Source organism: Burkholderia sp. A2 (genome assembly GCF_001729305.1).
Taxonomy (GTDB): Bacteria; Pseudomonadota; Gammaproteobacteria; order Burkholderiales; family Burkholderiaceae; genus Burkholderia; species Burkholderia sola.
Genome location: NZ_LZXX01000046.1, coordinates 90,590 through 116,062, shown reverse-complemented (window position 1 = coordinate 116,062; position 25,473 = coordinate 90,590). Strand labels below are relative to the sequence as shown.

The 25,473-nt window shown below is 64.8% G+C and carries 21 protein-coding genes and 2 pseudogenes; 15 read left to right on the top strand and 8 right to left on the bottom strand.

From position 1 onward, the window contains the following. Window positions 1–19: 19 nt before the first annotated feature. The 13 genes from A9Z05_RS04120 to A9Z05_RS04065 all read left to right on the top strand — a co-directional run bounded on the left by A9Z05_RS04120 (window position 20) and on the right by A9Z05_RS04065 (window position 14,303). Entirely contained in the window at window positions 20–1,222 is a 1,203-nt protein-coding gene (locus tag A9Z05_RS04120; protein ID WP_069616984.1) for a sugar transporter, read from the top strand. A 182-nt stretch (window positions 1,223–1,404) separates the two neighbouring features. Continuing rightward, window positions 1,405–2,352, top strand: a complete 948-nt coding sequence (locus A9Z05_RS04115) for a DUF4880 domain-containing protein (protein ID WP_069616983.1) — start codon at window positions 1,405–1,407, stop codon at window positions 2,350–2,352. 135 nt (window positions 2,353–2,487) lie between these two features. Further along, window positions 2,488–2,952, top strand: a complete 465-nt coding sequence (locus tag A9Z05_RS04110; RefSeq protein ID WP_012336653.1) for an Lrp/AsnC family transcriptional regulator — start codon at window positions 2,488–2,490, stop codon at window positions 2,950–2,952. Continuing rightward, the gene (locus A9Z05_RS37145) at window positions 2,949–3,152 is read left to right on the top strand and encodes a hypothetical protein (protein ID WP_124503071.1); all 204 of its coding nucleotides are present in this window, start codon (window positions 2,949–2,951) and stop codon (window positions 3,150–3,152) included. Before A9Z05_RS04110 ends, A9Z05_RS37145 begins: the two co-directional genes overlap by 4 nt. Before the next feature lie 95 nt (window positions 3,153–3,247). Continuing rightward, window positions 3,248–5,638 carry a TonB-dependent receptor gene (locus A9Z05_RS04105; protein ID WP_084044106.1) on the top strand — a complete coding sequence of 797 codons (2,391 nt, stop codon included), beginning with the start codon at window positions 3,248–3,250 and terminating at the stop codon, window positions 5,636–5,638. A gap of 34 nt (window positions 5,639–5,672) precedes the next feature. Beyond that, window positions 5,673–6,416, top strand: coding sequence for an energy transducer TonB (locus A9Z05_RS04100; protein WP_256121835.1), 744 nt, complete (start codon window positions 5,673–5,675; stop codon window positions 6,414–6,416). A gap of 23 nt (window positions 6,417–6,439) precedes the next feature. Then, window positions 6,440–7,180 carry a MotA/TolQ/ExbB proton channel family protein gene (locus A9Z05_RS04095; RefSeq protein ID WP_027810027.1) on the top strand — a complete coding sequence of 247 codons (741 nt, stop codon included), beginning with the start codon at window positions 6,440–6,442 and terminating at the stop codon, window positions 7,178–7,180. Between the two features lie 11 nt (window positions 7,181–7,191). Beyond that, window positions 7,192–7,614 (top strand): biopolymer transporter ExbD, encoded by a 423-nt coding sequence (locus A9Z05_RS04090; protein ID WP_069616980.1) that lies wholly within the window; start codon window positions 7,192–7,194, stop codon window positions 7,612–7,614. Next, window positions 7,611–9,422, top strand: a complete 1,812-nt coding sequence (locus tag A9Z05_RS04085; RefSeq protein ID WP_069616979.1) for an ABC transporter ATP-binding protein/permease — start codon at window positions 7,611–7,613, stop codon at window positions 9,420–9,422. Before A9Z05_RS04090 ends, A9Z05_RS04085 begins: the two co-directional genes overlap by 4 nt. Window positions 9,423–9,500: 78 nt before the next feature. After that, window positions 9,501–10,721 (top strand): thioredoxin, encoded by a 1,221-nt coding sequence (trxA, locus tag A9Z05_RS04080; RefSeq protein ID WP_069616978.1) that lies wholly within the window; start codon window positions 9,501–9,503, stop codon window positions 10,719–10,721. Between the two features lie 224 nt (window positions 10,722–10,945). Further along, on the top strand, window positions 10,946–12,304 hold the full coding sequence (locus tag A9Z05_RS04075) for a metallopeptidase TldD-related protein (protein WP_069616977.1): 1,359 nt from the start codon (window positions 10,946–10,948) through the stop codon (window positions 12,302–12,304). 51 nt (window positions 12,305–12,355) lie between these two features. Then, a complete protein-coding gene (gene tldD, locus A9Z05_RS04070; RefSeq protein WP_069616976.1) occupies window positions 12,356–13,843 on the top strand; it encodes a metalloprotease TldD in 1,488 nt (495 codons plus the stop codon). A 31-nt stretch (window positions 13,844–13,874) separates the two neighbouring features. Further along, window positions 13,875–14,303 carry a Fis family transcriptional regulator gene (locus tag A9Z05_RS04065; RefSeq protein WP_084044110.1) on the top strand — a complete coding sequence of 143 codons (429 nt, stop codon included), beginning with the start codon at window positions 13,875–13,877 and terminating at the stop codon, window positions 14,301–14,303. Between the two features lie 77 nt (window positions 14,304–14,380). Here A9Z05_RS04065 and A9Z05_RS04060 read toward each other — a convergent pair whose 3' ends face one another. Both A9Z05_RS04060 and A9Z05_RS35865 read right to left on the bottom strand, forming a co-directional pair. Next, entirely contained in the window at window positions 14,381–14,932 is a 552-nt protein-coding gene (locus A9Z05_RS04060; protein WP_084044105.1) for a sigma-70 family RNA polymerase sigma factor, read from the bottom strand. Window positions 14,933–15,005: 73 nt separating this feature from the next. Further along, window positions 15,006–15,365, bottom strand: coding sequence for a hypothetical protein (locus A9Z05_RS35865; protein WP_141723345.1), 360 nt, complete (start codon window positions 15,363–15,365; stop codon window positions 15,006–15,008). A gap of 147 nt (window positions 15,366–15,512) precedes the next feature. On the opposite strand from A9Z05_RS35865, the pseudogene A9Z05_RS04055 reads away from it, so the two are divergent. After that, window positions 15,513–16,958 (top strand): annotated as a pseudogene (locus A9Z05_RS04055) (leucyl aminopeptidase); the annotation flags it as partial. A 209-nt stretch (window positions 16,959–17,167) separates the two neighbouring features. On the opposite strand, the gene A9Z05_RS04050 reads toward A9Z05_RS04055, so the two are convergent. From A9Z05_RS04050 to A9Z05_RS04040, 3 genes are all read right to left on the bottom strand, one after another. After that, window positions 17,168–18,331 carry a helix-turn-helix domain-containing protein gene (locus A9Z05_RS04050; RefSeq protein ID WP_256121837.1) on the bottom strand — a complete coding sequence of 388 codons (1,164 nt, stop codon included), beginning with the start codon at window positions 18,329–18,331 and terminating at the stop codon, window positions 17,168–17,170. A 170-nt stretch (window positions 18,332–18,501) separates the two neighbouring features. Further along, a complete protein-coding gene (locus A9Z05_RS04045; RefSeq protein ID WP_069616972.1) occupies window positions 18,502–19,629 on the bottom strand; it encodes an NAD(P)-dependent alcohol dehydrogenase in 1,128 nt (375 codons plus the stop codon). 14 nt (window positions 19,630–19,643) lie between these two features. Next, complete coding sequence (locus A9Z05_RS04040) at window positions 19,644–21,113, bottom strand: benzaldehyde dehydrogenase (RefSeq protein ID WP_069616971.1); 1,470 nt, start codon at window positions 21,111–21,113, stop codon at window positions 19,644–19,646. A gap of 193 nt (window positions 21,114–21,306) precedes the next feature. Here A9Z05_RS04040 and A9Z05_RS34020 point away from each other — a divergent pair. Next, window positions 21,307–21,631 (top strand): annotated as a pseudogene (locus A9Z05_RS34020) (integrase core domain-containing protein); the annotation flags it as partial. A gap of 127 nt (window positions 21,632–21,758) precedes the next feature. On the opposite strand, the gene A9Z05_RS04035 reads toward A9Z05_RS34020, so the two are convergent. From A9Z05_RS04035 to A9Z05_RS04025, 3 genes are read right to left on the bottom strand one after another with little or no spacing between them, the layout of a single operon-like run. Further along, window positions 21,759–22,730, bottom strand: coding sequence for a PDR/VanB family oxidoreductase (locus tag A9Z05_RS04035; protein ID WP_069616970.1), 972 nt, complete (start codon window positions 22,728–22,730; stop codon window positions 21,759–21,761). Window positions 22,731–22,772: 42 nt separating this feature from the next. Next, window positions 22,773–24,128, bottom strand: a complete 1,356-nt coding sequence (locus A9Z05_RS04030; protein WP_069616969.1) for an SLC13 family permease — start codon at window positions 24,126–24,128, stop codon at window positions 22,773–22,775. A 48-nt stretch (window positions 24,129–24,176) separates the two neighbouring features. Then, window positions 24,177–25,403, bottom strand: a complete 1,227-nt coding sequence (locus tag A9Z05_RS04025) for an aromatic ring-hydroxylating dioxygenase subunit alpha (protein ID WP_069616968.1) — start codon at window positions 25,401–25,403, stop codon at window positions 24,177–24,179. Window positions 25,404–25,473: the final 70 nt, after the last annotated feature.

Sequence of the window (25,473 nt, the reverse complement as noted above, 5' to 3'; positions counted from 1 at the left end):
ACCTTCGTCGAATCCCCGTATGGCAACCTCCGACGCCGTCAGTTCCGAACAATCGTGGTCGGGCGTTCTGGCCCTCGCGCTTTCCGCCTTCATCTTCAATACCACCGAATTCGTGCCCGTCGCGCTGCTGAGCGCGATCGGCGACAGCCTGCACATGCAGCCGACCGACGTCGGCCTGATGCTGACGATCTACGCGTGGGCCGTCGCGGTCGTGTCGCTGCCGCTGACCTTCGTCACGCGGCACGTCGAGCGCCGCAAGCTATTGAGCGTCGCGCTGCTGGTGTTCGTCGGCAGCCATGTCGTGACCGGCGTCGCGTGGAATTTCACGCTGTTGATGATCGGCCGGCTCGGCATCGCGTGCGCGCATGCGGTGTTCTGGTCGATTTCGATCCCGCTCGCGGTGCGGCTCGCGCCGAGCGACCGCAAGAGCCGCGCGCTCAGCCTGATCGCGATGGGCTCCGCGATCGCGATGGTGGCCGGGATTCCGCTCGGCCGCGTGATCGGCGAGGCGTTCGGCTGGCGCGTCACGTTCCTGATCATCGCGGGCGCGGCGGGCGTCACGCTGCTGTTGCTGCGCGCCACGTTGCCGTTGCTGCCGAGCCAGGGCGCCGGGTCGCTGAGCAGCATCGGGGTGTTCCTGCGCAAGCCGGCGCTGGTCGCGCTGTACACGATCACCGTGCTCGTCGTGTCCGCGCACTTCACGTCGTACACGTATATCGAACCGTTCGTGCAGAGCGTCAACCATGCGAGCAACAGCCGGATCACGTACGTGCTGATCCTGTTCGGCGTCGCCGGCCTGCCGGCCGCGGTCTGCTTCAATCGCGTCTATCCGCACCGGCCCGACGATTTCCTGCTGGCGTCGATCGTCGCGCTGTCGGGCTGCCTGCTGATCCTGTTTCCGAGCGCACTGAACATCGTCACGCTGTCCGTGCATACGCTGGTGTGGGGCGGCGCGATCGTCTGTTTCGGGCTGGCGATGCAGGCGTGGGTGCTGAAGCTTGCGCCGGAGGCGACCGACCTGGCCGTGTCGATCTACTCCGGGCTGTACAACGTCGGGATCGGCGCCGGCGCGCTGCTCGGCAACCATATCGCGAGCGACTTCGGGTTGCCGTGGATCGGCACGTTCGGCGGCGTGGTCGCGATCTTCGCGGCCGGGATCGCGTGGGCCGCGTTGCGCCTGCACGCGAAACGGGAAGCGGCGGTCGCGGCCACCGTGCGTTGAGGCCGCCGCGCCGCGAGGCCAGAGATTACGCACCTGATCCACGCGTATTTCGCCGCATCGTTCGTTGCGACGCGCTGAATGCGGCATGTTATGCTCCGCGCGAAACCCGTGTTCCGGAATTAGCGGCTCGGCAACGGGCCGCGTGTGCGGCACGGCCGTTCGCCCTCGATTGATTGACGCTCATGAACGGTAACTCCACGCTCGATCCAGTGGCGCAAGAGGCGATTGACTGGGAAGTGAGGCTGCGCTCCGGCGAGCTTTCGCCGGACGAGCGCGATGCATTCCTGGCATGGCGGCGCGCGGATCCGGCTCACGAAGAAGCGTGGGCGCGGCTGCAGCAGCGGCTCGGCAGGCTCGGCCCGTTGCAGGGCACGTCGAGTGCGGCGGTGCGGCGGGCGCTCGATGAGCCGTCGCATCATCGCAGACGCTGGCTGAAAGCCGGCGCGGGCCTGGGCGGCATCGTGCTCGCCGGGATCGGCACGCGCCAGCTCATTTCGACGTTTTCGCTCGACGCGGACTACCACAATGGCGATGTGGTCCCACAAAGAGTTCAGTTCGACGGCAATGTTTCGGTCACGGCCGGCGCGGCCACGCGGGTGTATACCCATGCACGTGAGCAAGCCGACCTCTATCTGGCCGCCGGCCAGGTTGCAACCGATCCGAATCGCGCAGGCTATCAGCCTGTCGTCGTGACCACCCGCGACGGCGTGGTTCGCACCGAGCGGGCGCGCGTGAGCGTGGACGTTCTGCGCCTGCATACCGTCGTGGCCGTGCAAGGCGGCGACGCGGTGCTCGCCGTGCGTCGCGGGCGCCGCTTGCGGGTACCCGATGGATCGGCATGGTCCCTGTCGGGCGGACAGATCGCCCGCATGCCCGAAACGTCGGCCGACATCTTCTCGTGGACACGCGGCACGCTGGTCGTGCTCGACCGCGCGGTGCCGGACGTGATCGAAACCCTGGGCCGTTACTTCGGCGGCTATATCCGTTTCCCGGAGGCCGCGCTGTCGCGCCGCGTGAGCGGCGTCTTTCCGCTCGACGACGCGCCGGCCGCACTCCGGCAACTGGCCGAAAGCCTCGGGTTTTCCCTGAATCTGTACGGCAAGATGCTCGCCGTCGCCACACCTGCCTGAAACCGCAGCTGCCGCTCCAGCCCCCCTCCGAATTTTTTTCGATTTGCGGTGTCACTTTTCGCCGCTCGTTGCACAAGGTAAATAAGAGCGCATCGAATCGCTCGACATCAACCCGTGCACTCGAGTGGAGGAAGTGTGTTCGACGCTATCGACAAGTCCATATTGTCCGTGCTGCAGCAGGACAGCACGCTCTCGGTGGCGGAGATCGCCGACCGCGTGAACCTTTCGACGACGCCATGCTGGCGACGCATTCAGAAGCTCGAGCAGGACGGCGTGATCGCGCGTCGCGTGGCGCTTCTGGACGCGAAGAAGCTCAACGTGGGCGTGACCGTGCTGGTGGAAATCAAGACCGCGGAACATACCGCCGCGTGGTTGCGGCGTTTCTGCGACGTGGTGGCGACGATTCCCGAGGTGGTGGAGGTTCATCGCATGAGCGGGCACATCGACTACATGCTCAAGGTGGTGGTGCCGCATATCGACGCGTACGACAGCGTATACAGGCGTTTGATTGGGGCGGTCGATATCTTCGACGTCAGTTCGAGCTTCGCGATGGAGACCATTAAGCAGACCACCGTATTACCGCTCGATTACATGCTGTGACCGCGCGGGCTGAGCAATTTATCGACAAGGACGGAGAAGGACGGAATTTCACCGGCGCGGCGGAAACCGCGGAATGGAATTCCAAAACGGGCAGCGCAAGCGAATTGTTTCAAAAAAACATTCCAGGCCCGGACGATAGACTTGTTTCATCGATGACGCGTTCGGGCAAGAGGCCGACCGAAGCCCGATTGGAAGCATGACGGTACTTTGCGACACGATGATGACGCGATTACGCGTAGGAATACTGACAGAACGGACGAAGAGCCAATACATTCGACAAGGGAGTGGTTCAAACGTGAAGCTCAACATCAGAACACGCCGGGCTATCTCGAGCCAGGCATCAGGGGTTGCCATCGCGGTCGCCGTTGCACAGGTTTTCATGGCGGCGTCGGTGCATGCACAACAGACTGCCCGGCAGTCATGGCATCTCGCGAGCGGTCCGTTGGACCGTACGCTGGTCGAAATCGCGCAGGCGGCCAACGTGAGGTTGAGCTACGACGCGGGCCTCGTGCAATCGCTGAAATCGTCGCCCGTGGAGGGGAACTACACCGCCGAGGCCGCGATTCGACAAGCGCTCCGAGGCACCGGCCTCGACCTCGTCGCGACGGGTAGCGGCGGCCTGACCATCCAGAAGGCGGTTGCGAAGCCGGCTGCGCCCGTTGCGGCGTCGGCGGCAGCGGCGGCAGCCTCCGTGGGGCCTGTCGATACCACGCTTCCGCTCATCAGCGTGGCGGCCAGCCGGGACTCCGGCGGTACCGGCTTCGTCGCGGAATCGTCGTCTACCTATGCGCGCTCGGACGTGCCGCTGAGCCAGACGCCGAAATCGGTCAGCGTCATCAACGCGGCGGTGATCCAGAGCCAGGCCGCCCAGTCGCTCTCCGATGTGCTGAGGAACGCTTCCGGTGTCGTCACGCGGCCGGGGCCGCTTGGTGTGCCGAGTTACACGATTCGCGGGTTTGTAGCGCAAAACCTCACATCGGACGGATTGGCGACTGTCGGGGCGGCCCCCAACGTCACGCCGACGATCGCCATCTCGAGCGTCGAAGTGGTCAAGGGCCCGTCGGCGATCGTGAACGGCAACAGCCCGCCGGGGGGTGCCATCAATATCGTCAAGAAGACGCCTCAGGCCGATCCATTCCACGAAATCCAGGTGGGCTACGGTTCCTACGGCAGCGAGCAGATCGCGCTGGACAGCACGGGCGCCATCACCGCCGACAAGAAGCTTCGGTATCGCTTCATCATCTCGGGTGAACGGGTCGGCCAGAATTCGATGGGATATGACGGCGAGAGAAATTTCTACTTTGCCCCGACCCTGGAATGGAAGGATTCGACCACGGATCTGACGGTGGGCTATGAGCGCACCGTCAATCGCGAGCCGGTTCCCCCATTCACCGTCGGCTATGCCAAGGGCGACATCTATCGAAACTATATCGACAGGCCGCTGGGCACGCCGTCCGACCATTTCGGCGCGCAAACGGACAATATTTTCGTTCACCTCGAACAAAAGCTCGGCACGGCGCTGACCTTCGTGAGCAAGGGTTCCTATACGCGGACCCAACAAACGCAGCAAGCCTGGACAACGGCGACGCCGCTCTCGGCGACCAACGGCACGTTGTTCCACAACTTCGATTCGGTCTCGGATTTCTACAGTTGGAGCTTCCAGAATTACCTGCGAGCCAAGTTCGATATCGGCGCTGCGAAAAATACGGTGATTGCGGGCTGGGACGTTCTTCGCTACAGCCAGCATCAGTTTGACACCACGACATCGAAATTCATTTCCATTCCGAATGTCTTCGGCTCATTTACTCTTCCGTCTTCCGACACGGGAAACGTGATGCCGAATGGCACTACCTACTTCACTCAAACCGGCTTATATCTACAAGATCAGTTTTCCTATAAGAATTTCCATGCGCTCGCGTCCGTGCGCCGGGATACCTATCTGACACATGCGACCTACGCCGGTACCCCGCCACCGGGAAGCCATCAGAACGCCTATAGCCCGAGCCTCGGCCTGCTCTACGAACTGACCTCCGAGGTTGCGGCCTACGCGAGCTACAACCGCGGCTTCCAGCCGGGCACGGCGCTTCAATTCGGTGGCGGTGTGCTCCCCCCGCAAATCAGCCAGCAAGTCGAAGTGGGCATGAAGTTCAACCTGCTGGACGACAAGCTGGCCATCACGACCTCGGCTTACCGGACCTCGTTCAGCAATTACAACGTTGCCGACCCGGCCCATCGCGGCTTCTCTCTTCCTGCCGGCGGCGCCGTGAGCCGCGGATTCGAAGCGGAGATTACCGGGCAGCCGCTGCCCGGCGTCAATGTGGTGGGCAGCTATACGTACAACGACTTCGTGCAGCCCCCGAACTCCAAGCTGGCGGTGAACCTGCCCAAGAACAGTGCCAGCCTGTGGGCGACCTACAACTTCCAGACCGAAAAGCTCCAGGGTTTCGGAGTCGGCGCGGGGCTCTTCTTCGCGAGCGGGCAGTACATCGGCTCGGGCTCGGCGTACCGCATCCCCAGTCAGGTGGAGACGGATCTCGGCGTGTTCTATCGGAAGAAGGGGTACGGCTTGAATCTTTCGATCAAGAACGTGTTCAACCGCAAGCTTTACTACAGCAGCACGTCGGCCGCCATGATTCCGATGGGTCCGGAGCGGACGGTCATGCTGACCGGAACCTATGACTTCTGATTCCTTGCCCGGCCGCCCCTGGGACGACATCGCCGTGCGCGAGAACACGTCCCAGGCGCCTTATGCGCGCACACGCCGCATCGCGTGTGCCACAGGGGTGCTGCTCGCCCATGCGCTGGGGCTGTACGTCGCGGTCCACCAAAGCGCGGTGACGCTCAGGCTTGAGGCGGGGCGTCCCGCGCGCGGCACGGTGCAGGTGCAACTGGTCGCCGTGCCGGCGCCGCGGCCCGTGCCGACACCGCCTGCGCCGCCCAAGCCGCGCACCGAGCCACCGAAACCCGTGGCGCCGGCGAAGCCGGAAAAGGCGCATGTGCTGGCGTCGCACGCGCCGAGCCCGCGCACGGTGGAGGCGGCGCCCCTGGAGGCGCCGAAACCCGCCGAAACGCGGCCGGTCGCGCCGGCGCCCGAGCCGCATCCCGCACCTGAAGCGGCGCCGGCCCAACCTGTCGCGCAACCCGCGCCGGGGCCGAACCTGCTGGACGCGCCGAAGCAAATCAGTGCGGGCGAGTTGAAGCAGTTGGGATGCCAGATGCCGCGACCCGACTACCCGGCGAAAGCGCGGCGGCTGCAACAGGAGGGCACCGTGGTCGTGCATCTGAGCATCGGCACCGACGGCGCGGTGACGTCCGCGCGCGTGGCGCAGAGCAGCGGTTCGCCGCTGCTCGACGCGGCCGCCGTCGCGGCGATCCGTGCCGGCCGCTGTCATCCGTACGAGACCGCGGGCATCGCGCGCTCGGTCGAAGCTTCCCAACCCATCGCATTCAACCTGAACGACTGAACCCGCACCAATCGGAGCAACACATGGAACAGTATGGCATCGCCAACGTCTGGCAACAGGGTGACTTCGTTACCCGCTTCATCTTCGTTTTCCTGATCGGCATGTCGGTCGTCTCGTGGTTCGTGATACTGACGAAAGGATTTTCCAATCGGCGTCTCGAATCGCTCGGCAAGCGCGCGCAAACGGGTTTCTGGTCCAGTGCGTCGATCAGCGACGGCATCGCGGCGCTGGGCGAGCGCGGTGACAATCCTTATCGTGCGCTGGTGCTTGCCGGGCGCGAAGCGAATGAACAGCATGCGGGCAACGAACCGTCGATGCAGGGCAGCCTGAGCGCGAGCGAATGGGTGGCGCGCGGGCTGCGCAACGCATTCGACGACGAAGTCGCACGCCTGCAGAACGGCCTGGCCGTGCTGGGCTCGATCGGCAGCACCGCGCCGTTCGTGGGGCTGTTCGGCACCGTCTGGGGCATCTATCACGCGCTCATGGCGATCGGCATGTCGGGGCAGGCCAGCCTCGATCACGTTGCCGGCCCGGTGGGCGAGTCGCTCGTGATGACGGCGATCGGGTTGTTCGTCGCCATTCCGGCGGTGCTCGGCTTCAACTACGTGAACCGCGGCAACAAGCGCGTGAGCCATCGGCTGAACCGCTTCGCGCATGAGCTGCACGTGTATTTCGTCACCGGCGCGAAGGCCCGCGCCGACGCCAGCCGGCCGGTCGGCGCACCGGCCGCGACCAAGCGCGCGACGCCCAATCTGGCCGCCTGAAGGAGCCCGTCATGTCAATGATTACCGATGGCGGCGGCGACGAAGGCGTCATGAACGACATCAACATGACGCCGCTGATCGACGTGATGCTGGTGTTGCTGATCATCTTCATCGTGACGCTGCCCGTCATCAACAAGGCGGTGAAGGTCGATCTTCCGCAGGCGGCCGCGCAGCCGGCCGTGTCGAGAACGCAGGACATCGACCTGTCGATCACCGCCGACAAGACGGTGCTGTGGAACAAGCAACCGGTCGACGAGGCGGCGTTGAAGGCGCGCGTGGCCGAGGCCGCGGCGAAGGGCGAGCCGCCAGCGGTCAACATCAACGCGGATCAGCACGTCGAGTACGGCAAGGTCGCGACCATTCTCGCGGCGCTTCAGGGCGGCGGCCTCAACAAGATCAACTTCGTGATGCAACCGCCCGAGGCGCGCCCATGACGGTGAACGGTGCTTCTCCAATGGACCGCGCGGAAGACGCTGAAGCGCGCCGCCATTTTCCGTCGGTATGGCGACTGCTGTTCCCTTACTGGCGTACGCGCGAAGGCGTTTTCTCGCTGATATTGCTGATGCTCGTGCTCGGGTCGAGTTGGGCCACGACGTACGTGATGCTGTGGAACAACAACTGGACCGGCACGTTCTACGATGCGATCGGCGCTTCCCGATTCAACGTGCTGCCGGAGCTGCTCGTGCGTTTCCTGCTCGTGGCGATGGCCGGCGCGGTCGTGCATATTACCGGGGCAGTGCTGCAGCAAATCGTGCAGATTCGCTGGCGCCGGTGGCTCACGACGTGGCTCGCCGACAAATGGCTCGCCCGCAACAACTATTATCGGATCGAACGCGACCGGGAACTCGAGAACGTCGATCAGCGTATCGCGGAGGACGTGAAGCTGTTCGTCAACGACACGCTGCTGCTGGGTCTCGGGTTTCTTTCAGTGCCGGTCAGCATCGTATCGTTCAGCGTCGTGCTGTGGCGCATGGGCGGCCCGTTGCAGATGCATGTCGGCGGATCGTCGTACGTATTGCACGGTTATCTGGTGTTCGCCGCATTTGCCTACACCGGCGTCATTTTCGCGGCGACGCATTATCTGGGCCGCAGGCTCATCACGCTGACGGCCAGACAGCATCGTGTCGAGGGCGATTTTCGCGTGCTTATGGTGGGCGTGCGTGAATTCGCGGAACAGATCGCGTTCTTTCAGGGGCAAACGTCCGAGCATGGGCGTCTGCAGGCATCGTTTCGCTTCGTGGTATCGAATCTCTACGCGACGCTGTGGGTGAATACGCGCCTCTCGTTCTTCACCAATGTCGTCGGTCAGTTCAGTTCGGTCGTTCCAATCATTCCGACCTTGCTGATGCTGCCGCAGCTGATGTCGGGTGGGCTAACGCTCGGCGGGCTGATGAAATCGAACAGCGCATTCAATTCCGTCACGGGGTCGCTGGCATTTTTTTGGCAAGCCTATCCGGGATTTACGTCGTGGCGTGCGGAGGCCAACCGTCTGCGCGAATTCCTGCACGTGAGCGAGCATGAGCCGCGGCAGGAAATCGCGCTGGACGAAAGCCACACTGGAGCGGTCGCCGCGAGCGGGCTCGTCTTGCGCGACGCGTCCGGCGACATACTGTCGCGCGTGCCCGATTTCGTGCTCCCAGCCGGCCGGCGGTGCCTCGTGCGCGGTCGCTCGGGGTGCGGGAAAAGCACGTTGCTGCGCGCGTTGGCCGGCCTATGGCCCTACGGTGAAGGCACGATCGTGCGTCCGGCAGCCGGCACGTTCTTCTTGCCGCAACGCAGCTATATCCCGCCGGGCTCGCTGAAGGCGGCCGTGACCTATCCGCGCGACGCGTCGGCGTACCCGGACAGCGAATGCGAGGCACTGCTGCACGCATGCGGATTGTCGGCCTATGCGCGCTTGCTCCATGTCGAGGACCGCTGGAGCACACGGCTTTCCGGTGGCGAGCAGCAGCGCGTGGCGTTTGCGCGCGTGCTGCTCGCCAAACCGTCCACGGTGTTCCTCGACGAATGCACGTCCGCGCTCGATAGCCAGAGCGAGAAGGAACTCTACGGTCTGTTGATCGAGCGTTTGCCTCAGGCCACGGTCGTCAGCGTCGCGCATCGCAAGGAACTGCTGGCGTTTCACGACACGACGCTCGATTTCCCCGCACCGTCGGCACCGGAAGCACGACAGCACGCCGCCGACGAAGCGCAGGGTGCACACCCCGGCGGCCGCGCATACGTGGGAACGCAGCTGTGCTGAGCACCACGATCTCAACCGGCGACATGCATTTGAAAAATGTACGGCGCGCCAACAAGTGAAACAGGACAAGGTCGATCCATGAGCAATCTGAAAGCAGTGACGCTGGAAACCATCGAAGCCGACGTGATCAACAACCCGCTGCCCGTACTGGTCGACTTCTGGGCGCCCTGGTGCGGTCCGTGCAAGGCGCTCGCGCCGACGCTGTCGAAAGTGAGCGAGCAGTTTCAGGGCAACGTGGCGTTCGTGAAGATCGACGTGGACGAGAATGCAGGCGTGCGCGAACGATTCGGTGTCCGCGGTATTCCGACGCTGATCCTGCTGCGCGGCGGCAAGGAGCTCGGCCGCGTGGTCGGCAATCGCTCCGCCACGCAACTGGCCGGCTTCATCGACAATCACCTCGGCTCCGTGACGCCGTTGCCGGCGGCGATCGCCGTTGCACCGAACGCGTTCGCCGGCGACGCGCAGCTCAAGGCGGAGCGCCTTGCCGCATTGCGCGCGTGGCTGGACCGCAAGCGGGCCGCGCCTTCCGAAGCGATGTGGGACGGCGAAATCGGCAGCGCCATTCAGTTCGTCTGCAACACCGCGGACGTGGACGATTGCGCAAGAACGCTGGGTATTCCGGCCAACGTGCTGGCCGTGGTGGAATCGCTGACGAGCTATCGCCGCACCCATCTGAACGGCGCGGAGTTCGTCGCGCAGTGGCTTGACGCCGTGCCGGTGGGTGCGAATCTCTCGCGGCTGCCGCGAATGCTGGTCACGGATCTGCTGTCCGGCGGCGAGATGACCGAGTTGATCGGCGACGATGCGGCGCTGCTGTCGATTCGCGACCGGCTGGCCGCGCAGCATGACCCCGCTCGGGCGGAAGGGCCCCTGGACCTGGAACTGGCCGCGATCAAGCAGGCGCTCGCGAAAGCCGGTACCACCCCGGCCGGCGCCGCACACGCGTTGGCGACACGGCTTCTCGTGTTGGTCGCTCAACCGCTCGGCGATGCCGCGGTCGTCACCGATTTCATATTCGGCCTTGCGGGCGCGCACTGGGAATTGTTGCGCGCGGCCTGCAACTGGACGCCCGATGACGACCGACGCTTCATGCAGCTCGCGGAAGAAACGTCGAAGCGCGCGGTGGAGCGCGGCGAAGAAGCTTCACAAGGCGACAAGACCCTCGAGCGGATCGAGTTGGTGGATTCCTCACTCATCGCGCGATTTCGATCCCACTACGGCGATGGCACGCAGGCCATGAAAAAGGTCGGCACGAGCATCGGCGATCGTTTGATCGGGCTGACGAAGCGCTGCACGTGAGTCATCGCAGAAAAAGTGCGCGTCGAACGTGAATTCCGGATACGCCGACGTGCGCGCAAAACGATTCCACGAATCCGCGAGACGGCGATTTCTTTCGTAAAAAAATTTCGATCGCGATCGATAGACTGTTTCCAATGTGCTCCCGCTCGATATGACGCGAAAACGTCTCGGCAGATGAGCGGACTCATCGGGCACACGGCATTCCAACACTCGGAGCAATTTCCATGCATGACGGCGGTACGCAGTGGCGCGACGTGAAATCCAGCCTCGAGGCAGCGGCCGAATGTGCACTCGATCTCGCACGACGCGCAGGGGCCGACGGCGTTCGTGTGGAGATCGATCATGTCGAATCGCGAACGGCGACCGTGCGCAACCGGATGCCGACCGAGCGGAGCCTTCGACTGTCTTCATCGGTCTCGCTCGTGGTCTATCGCAATGGCCGACGTGGCGCGACGACCTCGTCCGATTTGTCCGCCGACGGCCTCGCCGGTGCGGTGGCAGCCGCCATCGACATCGCGTCGGTCACGGACGTCGATGCCGCCGCTGGCCTGGCTCAGGCGGACTTGCTGGCCAAGGACTTCATCGATCTGGACTTGTATCATCCGCTCGATCTGTCGCTCGATGACATGCTCGACGATGCCCGTCGTGCGGAAGAGGCCGCATTTTCCACGAGCCCCGCCATCGTGACGACCAACGGCGCCAGCATCGGGACTTCCGCGGGGTTGTCGTTGCTCGCGACCAGCCAGGGGTTTGGGCACAGCGTGCCGTGGTCCGCGCATTTCGTGTCGTGCATGCCCGTCGCCGCAGGCAGCGGCGAGAAACAAATGGGATTCTGGAGCGACGGCGCGCGCGCCTATGCCGATCTCGACGCACCCGAACGGATCGGCACGCAAGCCGCAACGCGCGCGCTCGCGCTGCTGGGCGGCACGCAGATTGAAACGCAGCGTTGCCCCGTGTTGTTCGAGCCGACGGCCGCGATGTCGCTGCTCGGCGAGTTCGTCAACGCGGCATCCGGCGATGCGCTTTATCGGACGGGCTCGTACCTGACCCACCGTCTCGGTACTCGCATCTTTGCCGATCACATTCAGTTGCACGAAGATCCGTTCGTCCCGAGAGGCATGGCGAGCCGATGTTTCGACGCCGACGGCGTGGCCGTGTCCCGGCGATCGGTCGTCGACGCAGGCGTGTTGCGCGGCTACTTTCTTGGCTTGTACGCGGCCCGGCGTCTCGGCATGGCGCCGACCGGCAACGGCTGGGGTCCGCACAACCTCGAAGTGCGCAGTGCGAAAACCGCGAACTCGGACGGGATCGACGTGATGCTGGAAAGGCTCGATCGCGGCCTGTTCGTCACCGAGATGGCGGGCGGCGGCGTGAATCGGCTGACCGGCGATTTCTCGCGTGCCGCGAAGGGGTTCTGGGTGGAGAACGGCCAGATCCGTTTTCCGGTCACCGGCATCACGATCGCGTCGAATCTGAATGCGATGTTTTCCGGCCTGCTCGCCGTGGGGGCCGACACCGTGACCAGAGGAAGCTTCCGCACGGGTTCGTGGCTGATCGATGAAATGAGAATCGGCGGCAGCTGACGCGCGCGGTACGCGCGGCCATCCTTTCCTGTCACATACCGGTACGACACCATGCTGGACACGCACGAAACCCTGACTGACACCCGCGACCCCTCGCTCCACGACATGCGTCGCGCGGCGTATGCAGGGCTGCTCGACAAACACGGCATCGACGAAACGCACTTGTTCGCCGCGCTGAACAGCGCGCTCGGGCAGTCCGGCGACTTTGCCGACATCTATCTGAAGGAATCGATCGCCGAATCGTGGTCACTAGAAGGCGGCGCCGTGCGGGGCGGCGCCTGGCAGTGCGATTCGGGATTCGGCATTCGCGTGCTGAACGGTGAGGAGACGACGTTCGCAAGTTCGCAACGAATCGGGGCGGACGCGTTGCGCACGATCGCGCGGCAGATTCGTTCGGGACCGGAGGTTCTGTCCCGCGTAACGCCGCGCGGCGAACCAGCCGGCTCCGCGGCGGCGCGATCGATCTATCTTCCGCGCGCCTCGCTTAGCGCGATCGGCGCTGAGCGGAAACTTGCGCTGCTCAAGCGTGTGGACGAACTGGCACGTTCGAAGGATCGGCGCGTGATCGAGGTCAACGCCATGCTCGCTGCGACGCACGAGACAGTGTGGATCGCGCGTTGCGACGGACTCGGCGTCGGCGACGTGCGACCCATGCTGCGGTTGGCGATCAACGTTCGGGTCAAATCGGGCGACCGGATCGAAAGCGCGAGCGGCGGGATCGGCGGTCGCTACGGGCTCGCTTCGTGGTCGGACGACGACCTCCGCACGCTGGTGTACGACCGCGTCGAAGCCGCGCTGACGAAACTGGATGCACGACCCGCGCCGGCGGGAACGATGACGGTCGTCGTCGGGCCGGGCTGGAACGGCGTGCTGTTGCACGAAGCCGTGGGCCATGGTCTCGAGGCCGACGGCATACGGCGCAAGACCTCGGTGTTCGCGGGCCGCATCGGCGAGCGCGTGGCGGCGCGTCACGTCACCATCGTCGACGACGGCACGCTCGAAGGCCGCCGCGGTTCGCTCAATATCGACGACGAAGGCTGTCCGACGCAACGCACGGTATTGATCGAGGACGGCGTGTTGCGCGGCTGCATGCAGGACTCGCTCAATGCGCGCCTGATGAACATGCGGCCGACGGGCAATGGCCGCCGCGAGGGCTATGCGGTGTTGCCGATGCCCCGCATGACCAACACGTTCATGCTCAACGGCGATCGCGAACACGAGGAGATCATTGCGTCGGTGAAGCGCGGGATATACGTGGCGGGGCTCGAGGGCGGGCAGGTCGACATCACGAGCGGGCAGTTCGTGTTCGAGGCGTCGGAAGCATTCCTGATCGAAAACGGCAGGCTCTGCGCACCCGTGAAAGGCGCGACGATCACCGGCAACGGGCTGGACACGATCCAGAAAATCAGCATGGTCGGCAACAACCTCGAACTCGACACGGGCCGCGCCGTGTGCGGCAAGGCAGGCCAGTCGGTGCCGGTGAGCGTGGGGCAGCCTACCGTTCGCGTGGACGACATGACGGTGGGCGGAACGGCATGACGAATGGGTGCGGATGGATGGCGAACCGAAGATGAGAGGATGGACGCAGCGTCTCGACCAGTCGAGAGTCCGGTCGCGGCTGGACAAGACGGAACTTCTGCCTTTACCGAAGGCCATTCGCGATGCGCTTTCACTGGAGTATCACCTTCAGCTCGAAGCGCTGCGCGCCGGGGCAGGCTCGCTGATCGCGCTGCGCATCCTGTTGCGCGTGGCGATGGCCGCCGCGATGCTGCGCGAGCTCGGCTACGGCGGGCAACACCTGCATGCGTCCGACGAATACGAGCGCATCGCCGGCGATGCCTATGAATCGGGAGAGGAAGGCCGCTACGGATTCGATCCGGCCGCCTTTCTCGTGTTCGCGGCGCTCGTGACGGATCATGACTCGCAACTGGAGGCAGCGCCCGTGCGGGCGATCGACATCGTCGCACGGCAACTGGAGCGACCCGGTGCGGCGCAGTGAAAGCGGCACGTTCGCGACCATGAACGGCACGGGAGGAGGTCAGCCGGCAGCCGAGCACCGACGCGGGCGCAGCCGGCTCATGCCATCAGATAGCACTGCGTCAGCGCCTGCGCGATATATTTGCGCACCATGCTCACCGACACCCCGAGCTGCTCGGCGATTTCAGCGTGCGTGAGGCCGTCGATCTGACTCATCACGAACGCGCTTTTCGCGTTGGGTGACAGGCCGTTCAACGCCTGATCCACGAGCAAGAGCGCCTGCGTCACTTCCGCCATGCTTTCCGCCGACGGCATGACGGCTTCTTCCCGATGGACGAGCGTGTCCAGGTACGCGCGTTCCAGATCGCGGCGGCGCCACATCTCGTAGGTGAGGCGCTGTGCGATGACCGTGAGAAAGGCGCGCGCATCGCGCACGGCTGTCAGGTCCTGCACATCCGCCAGTTCGGCGAACGACGACGCCGCCAGATCTTCCGCGTCGGCCGGCGAGCCGACGCGCCTTTGCAGTTTCGACTTCAGCCACGCGTAGCTCGCGCGGAATTCACTCGTCAACCATGCCGCGCGCGAACGCGTGCGCTCGTCGTCGACATCGCATCTCGTGGGGGAGCCGCTGATCGGTGAACTGTAATTCATATGAAACGGATTCCTGGACCCGTGGCGTCAAGGCTCGCAAGCGTGCACGAAAACGGCACGTGAGAAGCGCACATTATTTGCGCCGCCACGCCTCTGGAAGTGACAACGTCTCTGCGCAGCGCCCAGGCTTGAGTATGCCATTGCAAAAACCGCCGGACTCAAAGTGGTTTGAAACCAACGCAATATTTTGTGCCGTCGTTTCGCCGTCGAAGGACCACGCCGTCATCGGCCGATAAGTCTGACGAATACGTGAACGATACGGATACAGCATCATCGACGGAACCAGGGAATCGTCGAATCGGGATGACGCGACGATCGGAACGAGGACGGCTAATTCGCGGCGTCGCAACCTGCGCGGAAAATGCATTCCGCCGAGCACCGCCGCAGCGGAAAAACGTCCTTCATTTCGGCCGACCGGCGATTTAATTCGCAAAAGTCGTTTGCGTCGTGACGCGTACGATCTCGGCAGTGTCGGGGCAGGGCCGGGAACCGCCCGCCGTGACGTTTCCCCTTACTTCCGAGTTGTGCTCGATCCATGAATTTTCTGCTCTGCACGCCTGCCGAAGGCTACGCCTCCGATGCCGATTGCCTCGTGATCGGTTTGTTCGAAAACCAGAAACCGTCCGCGACGTGGGCGATTCCCGATCGCGCGGTCACGGCACGCATCGACCGTTCGTGGAAGGCAGGCGATATCGACGGAAAGGTCGGTTCGACATACTGGTTGCACGAAGTGCAACACATGGGCGCGTCGCGCATCTTGCTGGTCGGGCTCGGCACATCGGAAGCGCTCGACCGTCGACGCTACGGGCAGGCACTGCGTGCTGCCTGGCGCGCCGTACTCGCCACCCGGTTCACGAAGGTGAATATCGCGCTGACACTCGCGCCGGTGATCGACCTCGACGCAGCCGCCCGCGTGCGCGCTGCGGTGCTTGAATTGCGCGACGAGCGTTATCGCTTCGTCGACATGAAAAGCGAGAAAGAGGATGTTCCTGGCTCATTGACCGCGGCGGTGTTCGCTGTCGACGCCGATGCGATGAAAGCCGCGAAGCGCGCCATCCGGCACGCCGTGGCGCTGGCAAACGGCATCGATCTCGCACGCGATCTCGGCAATATGCCGGGCAACGTTTGCACGCCCGCATGGCTGGGGAATACGGCAAGAAAGATTGCCCGTGGCCGGGACATGAAGGTGGACGTGTTGGGACCCCAACGTATCACCGCGTTGAAAATGGGCGCATTCCTGAGCGTCGCGCGCGGTTCGGCACAGCCGGCGCAACTGATCGTCCTCCAGTATCGCGGCGCCGGCGCGCGCACGGCGCCGGTCGTGCTCGTCGGCAAAGGTATCACGTTCGATTCGGGCGGCATTTCGCTCAAGCCTGCCGAAGCCATGGACGAGATGAAATACGACATGTGCGGGGCGGCCGCGGTGCTGGGTGCGATGCGGGCTGTCGCCGAGATGGGGCTGCGGTTGAATGTCGTCACGATCATTCCGGCTTGCGAGAACATGCCCGGCGGCGATGCGAACAAGCCGGGCGACATCGTCACGAGCATGAAGGGCCTCACGATCGAGGTGCTCAACACCGACGCGGAGGGGCGACTCATTCTGTGCGATGCCCTCACGTATGCGGAGCGCTTCCGGCCCGCCGCCGTGATCGACGTGGCCACGCTCACGGGAGCGTGCGTCGTCGCGCTCGGCCATCATCGCAGCGGCCTGTTCGCAAATGACGATGCGCTTGCCGACGCGTTGCTGCATGCGTCTGAAGCCGCGTCGGACGCGATATGGCGTATGCCCGTCGACGACGCGTACGGCGAGCAACTGAAATCGAATTTCGCCGATCTGGCGAATATCGGCGGACGCGCAGCGGGCAGTATTACGGCGGCCTGTTTTCTGTCACGTTTTGCGCAGGCATATCCGTGGGCGCATCTCGACATCGCAGGTACCGCGTGGCGAAGCGGCGCGACGAAAGGCGCGACCGGCCGGCCGGTCGCATTGCTCGTGGAGTTTCTCGCGAGTCGCGCGCAGGCGTGAATTCACGTGCCGCACGCCGCCTGGCTCGAGTCCTGTGCGATGCGCGACGGTGAACCGGCGCGCACCTTTGCGAATGACTGGCTGCGACTACACGAGACTAACGGATGAGACCCAAACATGTATTGGCCTTTGGGGGGCGGCGCAAGCCTGTTAGCAGCGTGAACAAGCCCTAAGCGCCATTGCCACGCGACCTGCTTCACTCCGCATCGTCAATGCGATCCGTCGTGCCCGATCCCCGCCGCATCGCGCTGCCGCAATTTCGCGTACAGCGTCGTGCGTGAAATGCCGAGTTGCCGCGCGGCTGCCGACACGTTGCCGTCGTGCTCGTCGAGCGCGCGCCGGATCGCATCGAGCGACTGTTCGTGCAGGCTCGCCTGGGGGCCGGCGGCCGGCGCCGCGCGGCACACGTCGGCGGCGTCTTCGAGCACGTCGGCGTGGCGCGTTGCGGCGGCGTGATCGAGCGGCGCGCGCACGGCGCGCACCCATACGTGGCTACCATCGTCGCGCGCGATCCGTTGCGGCGTGCGCGCCGGTGTCAGCAAACGACGCCGCTGCGCGGGCGTCGCGCCGGGAAACAGCTGCCGCAGATCATGCGGCGCCACCGGCCCGGCAGGCGCGAGGCCGAGCATCTGGCGCGCCAGGCGGCTCACAGCGCGCACGCGGCCCGCTTCGTCGAGCGCAATGACGCCGGCGAGCGGCGTGTCGAGCCAGCGCGGATCGAATTGCACCTGCAACAGATGGCAGTCGCGCAGCATCGCATAGAGGCGCTGTTCGGCGGACAACGACGCGTGCCGGAACGGTTCGTGCAATTGCGTGACATTGCGCCGGCCGATGCCGGTGATATCGAGTGCGCCGATCACTTCGCCGTCGAAGCCGACCAGCGGCACCGCGAGACAGAACACCCGCGAGAACTCGTGGAGATAATGCTGCGCGCCCGCGACGACGGCCTCGGCGCCGTCGTGAATCACGCAGCTCGGCGCGGTCGTGCCGATGTTCGGCTCGACGATCCGGCGCCCGGCGACGATCGGCGTCAGCAGCGCGTCGTCGCATTGCGGGCTGCGCCGCGCATGGACGATCGTGCCGTGCGGATTGACGCACATGATCGCCCATTCCCTGCCGCCGAATGCGGCCCACAGCGGCTCGATTTCCTGCGCGACGCAGCGATGGAGCCGTCGGTCCGCGCGGGATTCGTCGCGCTCGCGCTGCATTTCATAGCGGGCGGTTTGCCACGGCCGGAGCCCGGCGTCGCGCGAGCGCAGCCATGAGCGCGCGACGCTGGCCGGCAACGCCGTTTCCGGCAGCGGCTCGCCCGCGGCGAAGCGGGCGCGGAGCCGGTCGAGATCGACCGGCCGTGCAGGGGATTCGGGGGCCATGTTCACGCTGCGCTCCATGTGGGTCGAAGGTCCGGGCGCGCGTGCCGCGCCGGCGTGTCGAGCGAATGCGTAATATAGCTCGGCGCCCGGAATGCGGCATTTTCCTCCCCCGAGGGCGTCGTCGCGTGCCGCCGCGAGGCGTCGGCGGCACGCACGGCGCCCGCGCGCGCTCAGTGCGGCAACCGCAGGATCGGCTTGAGCGTGATCCCCTTGCCGCTGTCTTCCGCCGCCTGGTTGATCTGGTCGAGCGGATAGAACTTCACCAGCCGGTCGAACGGAAACCGCCCTTGCAGATACAGCTGCACGAGCTGCGGAATGAACGTCTGCGGCACGCTGTCGCCTTCGACGATGCCGCGGATCGTATGGCCGCCGAGCAGCAGGCTGTTTACGTCGAATTCGGCTTTCGTACCGAGCTTCGGCGCGCCGACCACGCCCATCGTGCCGCGCGAGCCGAGCGCGTCGATCCCTTGCGACAGCACGGCCGGCAGCCCGGTCGATTCGAGCGCGTAGTCGACGCCGCCGCCGGTGATCTCGCGGATCGCGTCGACCACGTCGACTTCCCGGCTGTTGATCGCGTGCGTCGCGCCGAGCTCCAGCGCCAGCGCGAGCCGCGACGGCACGATGTCGACCGCGATGATCGTCGTCGCGCCCGCGATGCGCGCGGCCATCACGGCGCTCATGCCGACCGCCCCCGCACCGAAGCTCGCGAAGCTGCTGCCCGGGCGCACCGCGAGCGAGTGGATTACCGCGCCCGCGCCGGTCTGGATCCCGCAGCCGAGCGGGCCGAGCAGTTCGAGCGGCGCTTCCTTCGGCACCCGGATCGCGTTGTTCTCGCGCGCAAGCGCGTAGCTCGCGAACGACGACTGCGCGAAGAAATGATCGTGCAGCGGTTGTCCGGCTTCGTCGCGGATGGCCATCTGCCCGTCGGTGTCGGCGCCGCCGAAATTCAGCGCGAAGAACTGCCGGCAATACGCGCCGTGACCGCCGACGCAGGACGCGCAATGGCCGCACGCGCCGTAGGTCAGCACGACGTGATCGCCGGCGGCGAGCGTCTTCACGTTCGGGCCGACCGCCTCGATCACGCCGGCGCCTTCGTGACCGAGCACGGCCGGCAGCGGCACCGGATAGTACTGGTCGCGCACGATCAGGTCGGTATGGCACAAGCCGGTCGCGACGACGCGCACCAGTACCTCGTCGCCGCGCGGCGCGCGGATGCGGGCCGCTTCGATCGAGAAGGGTGCACCGGCGGCGCGTGCGACGGCCGCGGTGACGGCGCGTGTATCGTTGTCGGTGTACATGGTCGGTCTCCTCGTCAAATCGGATACAGCGGCGCTTCGCCCTTGATCGTCAGCCACTGCCACTGCGTGAATTCCTCCCAGTTTGCCGCACCGCCGATACTCGTGCCATTGCCCGATGCGCCGACGCCGCCGAACGGATTGATCACTTCATCGTTGACCGTCTGGTCGTTGATGTGCAGCAACCCCGTGTTCAACCGCTCGCCGATCCTCAGCGCGCGGCCGACGTCGGCGGACAGGATCGCCATCGACAGCCCGTATTCGGTCCGGTTCGCGAGTGCGATCGCGTCTTCGTCGGTATCGAACGGCACGACGATCGCCACCGGCCCGAAAATCTCCTCGTCGAATGCCGGATTGCCCGGCGCGACGCCGCTCAGCACGGTCGGCTCGAAAAACAGGCCGCGATGATTGCCGCCCGTTTCGACCCGTGCGCCCGCGCGGCGGGCCGCGTCGACCACGCTCGCCGCATGGTCGCGTTGCGCGGCGTTGATCAGCGGGCCGAGACCGACGTCGCCGGTGGCCGGGTCGCCGACGTGCAGGCTTCTCGCCTTCTCGACGAGCTTCGCGACGAAGCGGTCGTGAATCGCGCGCTGCACGAGCACGCGGCCGGTCGCCATGCAGATCTGGCCTTGGTGCAGATACGCGCCCCACGCGGTGTTCGCGACCGCGCGGTCGAGATCGGCATCGTCGAGCACGATCAGCGAGTTCTTGCCGCCGAGTTCGAGCGATACCTTCTTCAGGTGGCGGCCCGCCGCTTCGCCGACCTTGCGCCCGGCCGCGGTGGAGCCGGTGAACTGGATCATCGCGACGTGCGGATCGGCGACCAGCGCCGCGCCGGCCGCGCCGTCGCCGGGCAGCACGTGCAGCACGCCCTCGGGCAAGCCGGCGAGCTCGAACACGCGGGCGATCGCGACGCCGCCGCACACGGCGGTGCGCGGATCGGGCTTCAGCACGACCGCGTTGCCGAGCGCGAGCGCCGGCGCGACCGCGCGTATCGCGAGGTACAGCGGGAAATTGAACGGCGAGATCACGCCGACCACGCCGCGCGGGCGGCGGCGCGCGAGCGACAACCGGCCGGCCGCCGATGGCAGCACTTCGCCGGCCGCGCGCGACGGCAGCCCGGCCGCTTCGTGCAGCGCCTTGATCGTGACGGACGTTTCGAACGCCGCCTTCGCGCGCGTCGAGCCGCTTTCGCGCACGAGCCAGTCGACGATCGAATCGAAGTGCGTTTCGGCGACGGTCGCCGCGCGGCGCAGGACCGCCGCGCGCGCGTCGTAGGGCAGGGCGAACCATCCAGGTTGGGTGCGGTGTGCGACGGCCGATGCTTCGGCGATGGCTGCGCCGTCGGCGAGACCGATGCGGCCGAGCGTGTTGCCGGTCGCCGGCTCGATCACGTCGGCCGCGTGCGGGCTTGCGTGCCAGCGGCCGGTGAAGATCTTGCCGCGCCAGATGTCGGTGTCGAACAGTACGGGGTGGGTGCTATCCATGTGCGCTCCTGGGGAATTCGGATCGGCCGGATCGTTGCTTGGGCGTCGACCGGCATGCGCGCGAGGGTAGGCGGGGGTGGAGAAGCGGGGCTATCCGGGTTTCTTCCCATCCGTCGGGGCCGCGTGGGTCGGCGGGGGTTTGCGTTGATGTGTGCGGAAACTGAACAGTCATTGCACGGATTCTTGCGGCACGTCAGAGGATGGCGGCGAATTCATTGCGAGGGCGCTCGACCAATGGGCGTACGAGAATGACGTGGAAATCGACTTCTCGCGTCCACGCAAGCCGACCGTCAATGCGAAGAATGAATCGTGCAACGGACGCTTTCGAAAGGAATGCCTCAGCGCCCATGGGTTCGTGTCGCTCGAGGACGCCGGACGCAAAATCGAAGTCTGGTGCGAGCACTATGACGAGGCGCCCTCACTCTGCGCTGCAGTGGATGACACCGGCGGAATTCGCCCGCCAGTGCTCCTATCGGGCCGGTTCGGCCTGCCCCGAAGAGCCGGAATTTTCCAATTAAGGCCAGGACGGCAATCGGGCCGACCTCAATGCCGGCATTTTCCGGTTTCAAACGGGACAGTTTTGTGAGCCAGGGTCGGGGATGAGGTAAGTTTTTTGCAAGAACGTAACATGATTGGGAGGCAAGCTCAGATATCGAGCACCAGACGCTCACCTCGGCAGCGCGACACGCACGGCATCACGCAATCGTTGCGCGCCTTGTCCGCCGGACTCAAAAACGCGTCCCTGTGATCGGGCGTACCGCCGAGAACCGCGGTACGGCACGCGCCGCAAATACCTGCCTCGCACGAAGTCTCGACCTCGATCCCGTGTTCATAGAGCACATCGGTGATGGATTGGTCGGCTGGGACGGAAAGCACGCGCTTCGAGCGCGCCAGCTCGATGATGAATTCCCGCTCTCCGCCTTCGGCCGCGTCCGTGCAAACCGGCGCGGAGAAATGTTCGTAGTGAACGTGGGCAGCAGGCAGGCGCGAAGCCGCGATTGCGTTCACCGCGTCCATGAACGGGGCCGGACCGCAAAAGTAGAGATGCGAGCGCACGTCCATCTCGGCGACGATCTCGCCGATTTTCGCGGTCGTCGCCGAAGGCGTCAGGCCGACGTGGAGATTCGACACACTGGCGAATTGCCGTTGCACGGTCTCCACGTAAGCAGCGCTGTCCATCGAGCGAATAAAGTAATGCAACGCAAACGGCCGCTTCGCGCGCGTCAGATCGTGCATCATCGCCAGCAATGGGGTAATGCCGATGCCGGCGGCCAGCAGCACGCTCGGACTGTCGTCGTCGGCCAACGAAAAATAGTTGAGCGGCACGCCGACGCGCAGCACGTCGCCGACCCGGAGCGCGTCATGCACGTGCGCCGAGCCGCCGCGCGAGGCGGCTTCGCGTTTCACGGCGATTTCATAGAAGCCGCGCTCGGCGGGCGCATTGCACAGCGAATACTTGCGGGTCAGCCCGTCGCGCAGATGCAGGTCGATATGGGCGCCCGCCGCGAACGAAGGAAGCGGCACGTCGGCGTCGTCACTCACCAGCCGAAGCGAGATCACATCGGAAGCGGCACGCTCGCGCGCGGCCACGCGCACGGCGATCAGATCGTGTTCCATGATTGAGTATCGAATGAGTTCGCAGGTATTGCATGACTGCGGTTACAGCAGCCCGATGAGCCGCCACCACAACGCATTGATCGGGATCACCAACAGCACGCCGAGCACGGCCGTCACCAGGCAATACTGGATGGCCGCGCGCCGGTCGAGCCGCGCCAGTTCGTTGCCGAAGACAATCGGCGGCGACTGATACGGGAGAAACGTGGTGCCGTAGCCCATCACCTGCGACAGCAGTCCCACCTTAAGATGCGCCGCTTGCGCGAGCATCCGCGAGACGACCGGCACGAACAGCGCGGGCTCGGCGTTGGAGGTCACCGCGAAGCACAGTACGATCGACATCGCGCTCAGCACCAGATACGCGCCGAACGGGCTCTCGCGCAACGAGGCCAGCGCGAGATCGTCCGGAATGCGTACGCCGAGATGATTGACGAGCGCGGTCAAGCCGATGATCGCGGCGATAAACCACAGCAGATCCATCTTGACCGTGGCGGTGAAGCGCGTGAGTTGCTCCGCGGGCGAGGTCAGGAAGTACGCGAGTGTGAAGCCGAGTCCGACCCAGCCCGGCGCAATGTGGTGAATCGAATCGGTGAACCAGAATAGCAGCGTGATCATGAGCAGCACGATGGCATGCAGTTCGCGCGCGCTCATGCGCGCGCTCGCCGCCGGTATCGCCACTTCGTCGACTTTGTCCGCGAACAGCCAGTGCGACACACACACGAGAATCGCGCCGCGCACAAGCACGCCGGCCGGAAAGAAGTACAGCAGATATTCCGAGAAACGCAGATGCATACCGTGCGTCTGTTCGAGAATCCCCGCCATGATCACGTTCGGCAGATTTGCCGGCAGCACCGCCGCGGCCAGTTCATACGAGCCGACGATCACGAGCAGCAGAATACCGCGTCGTCCTTTGGCGGATTCGCCCAGGCGCACCACGTCGCAATAGCCGATGGCGATCGGAATCAGGATCGCGACGCGGCCGAACGTGGAGGGCATCACCAGCGACAGCAGAAAGCTCAGCACCGCGAAGGCGAGCAGGGCTTTCAGATACGAGCCGCCGATGCGCCGCGCGAGCGCCATGCCGATGCGCTCGCTCAAACCGCTTTCCTTCAGCGCGAAGCCGATCGCGGAACCGCTGAACACCAGCCAGAATGCGCTCGACGCAAAGCCGGAGAAAATCTCCTGGGTCGGTACCGAGGTCAGCGTCGCGGCAAGAAGGAAGAACAGCAGCGACACCAGCAGACCGCCGATCATCGACGTCGCCCACAATACGATGCACGTAAAGACGATGGCGACGATCCGGGTATCCTGCGCTGACAGCAGCCCCCGCCAACCCAGCAGCACGATGGCCGCCAGCCCCAACACCAGCAGCGCCGGCGCAATCCTGTTTCTCGTGCTCAAGCGTTTTGCCTCGCGTGATTCGTGTGGATGAATGGCCGGGAGCGTCGCTCAACCACGCATCGCGGGTGACGTCGCCGGAATTTCGTACTCGATGTGCGAGTCGTCGAAAATGTCGGAGAATTCGCGGCTTTGCCGGAACGTGGGATCGGGTTCGCAACTCATCGGCAGATAGCCGCCCATCCACTGACGCAGATCGGTCACTTCAGGCGCGGCGCCGTAGACGTTCGCTACCGGCCGCTCGCCGCGCGCCACGGCTTCGATCTGCTCCTGCAGCATCTGCCGGAACATCACGATGCCGCGATCGGAGGCGCCGAGATTCTCGCGCGAGCGGTCCAGGATCGGGCCCTGTGTTTCGACCGCCATGGCGTCCTGACTCATGAACGTGTCCATCAGGTAACGACCGGCGACGTCGGTGCGCTTCGGTTGCTGTACGATTTTCGGCGCTTCGCTGGCGGTCACGGCGGCGCCGTCGGCGGAAGGCTTAAACGAGACCCAGACGATGCGCGTGGTCGTGTCGTCGACCGGCACGCGCCAATGCATTTCGGTCATGATGCGCAGCATGTTCGGGAACACCATCAGGTTGCCCCAGCCACGTCCCGCCGACGCGTACTCCCAACTCTTCACGATGCCCCAGTCGAAACGCTGGAAGCCGAAGCGCTTGAACGGCTTGCCGAAACCGGAACGGTCGGTCATGCCGAGATGTTCGAAATACTTCGAGTGCGTGTAGAACGTATGCGTGACGTCGACGGCATTTTCCTGCACTTGGAACCAATTGCAGGCCAGGTCGTCCTGCACTTCGAAGTGACGGACGCCATCATTTCTCACCAGAATGTCCCAGTTCGGAAACGCGGGCTTGTGCTCGGCCGGTCCCATGTAAGCGAAGATCAGGCCGCCGCATTCGTGAGTCGCGTAGCTGTCGATCATCTTCTTGCAGACGCGGCTGGCTTTCGCCGATTCGAACGGACGCTCGACGCATTCTCCCGCCGCGTTGTAGAGCCAGCCGTGATAGGCGCAACGAATCTTTTCGCCCTCCACGAAGCCGTACAGCAGCGAGGCACCGCGATGCGGACAACGTTCCTGCACCAGTAGCACGTCGCCACCCTCGGTGCGCGCCAGCACGAGATCCTCGCCGAGAACCCGCACCTGCTTCGTCTGGCCGGGCTCGGCCAGTTCCGACGAATATCCCACCGGATGCCAGTAGCGCCGCAGCAAATCGCCGCACGGTGTATTGGGTCCGACGCGCGTGAGCAATTCGTTGGTTGCGTGGTCAAGCATGGTTCTCATCTCTCTCAGGTAATAGCGGGCGTTTAAACCCGGAACGTTTCTATGCCGAAGGCGACGGCCA

What these genes read in the sequence shown, in the direction of transcription:
- A9Z05_RS04035 (WP_069616970.1), bottom strand. Translation starts at nt 22,730, where the DNA reads ATGGAACACGATCTGATCGCCGTGCGCGTGGCCGCGCGCGAGCGTGCC.
- A9Z05_RS04090 (WP_069616980.1), top strand. Translation starts at nt 7,192, where the DNA reads ATGTCAATGATTACCGATGGCGGCGGCGACGAAGGCGTCATGAACGAC.
- A9Z05_RS04095 (WP_027810027.1), top strand. Translation starts at nt 6,440, where the DNA reads ATGGAACAGTATGGCATCGCCAACGTCTGGCAACAGGGTGACTTCGTT.
- A9Z05_RS04045 (WP_069616972.1), bottom strand. Translation starts at nt 19,629, where the DNA reads ATGTACACCGACAACGATACACGCGCCGTCACCGCGGCCGTCGCACGC.
- A9Z05_RS04065 (WP_084044110.1), top strand. Translation starts at nt 13,875, where the DNA reads ATGAGAGGATGGACGCAGCGTCTCGACCAGTCGAGAGTCCGGTCGCGG.
- tldD (WP_069616976.1), top strand. Translation starts at nt 12,356, where the DNA reads ATGCTGGACACGCACGAAACCCTGACTGACACCCGCGACCCCTCGCTC.
- A9Z05_RS04085 (WP_069616979.1), top strand. Translation starts at nt 7,611, where the DNA reads ATGACGGTGAACGGTGCTTCTCCAATGGACCGCGCGGAAGACGCTGAA.
- A9Z05_RS04025 (WP_069616968.1), bottom strand. Translation starts at nt 25,403, where the DNA reads ATGCTTGACCACGCAACCAACGAATTGCTCACGCGCGTCGGACCCAAT.
- A9Z05_RS04120 (WP_069616984.1), top strand. Translation starts at nt 20, where the DNA reads ATGGCAACCTCCGACGCCGTCAGTTCCGAACAATCGTGGTCGGGCGTT.
- trxA (WP_069616978.1), top strand. Translation starts at nt 9,501, where the DNA reads ATGAGCAATCTGAAAGCAGTGACGCTGGAAACCATCGAAGCCGACGTG.
- A9Z05_RS04050 (WP_256121837.1), bottom strand. Translation starts at nt 18,331, where the DNA reads ATGGCCCCCGAATCCCCTGCACGGCCGGTCGATCTCGACCGGCTCCGC.
- A9Z05_RS04115 (WP_069616983.1), top strand. Translation starts at nt 1,405, where the DNA reads ATGAACGGTAACTCCACGCTCGATCCAGTGGCGCAAGAGGCGATTGAC.
- A9Z05_RS04040 (WP_069616971.1), bottom strand. Translation starts at nt 21,113, where the DNA reads ATGGATAGCACCCACCCCGTACTGTTCGACACCGACATCTGGCGCGGC.
- A9Z05_RS04060 (WP_084044105.1), bottom strand. Translation starts at nt 14,932, where the DNA reads ATGAATTACAGTTCACCGATCAGCGGCTCCCCCACGAGATGCGATGTC.
- A9Z05_RS04075 (WP_069616977.1), top strand. Translation starts at nt 10,946, where the DNA reads ATGCATGACGGCGGTACGCAGTGGCGCGACGTGAAATCCAGCCTCGAG.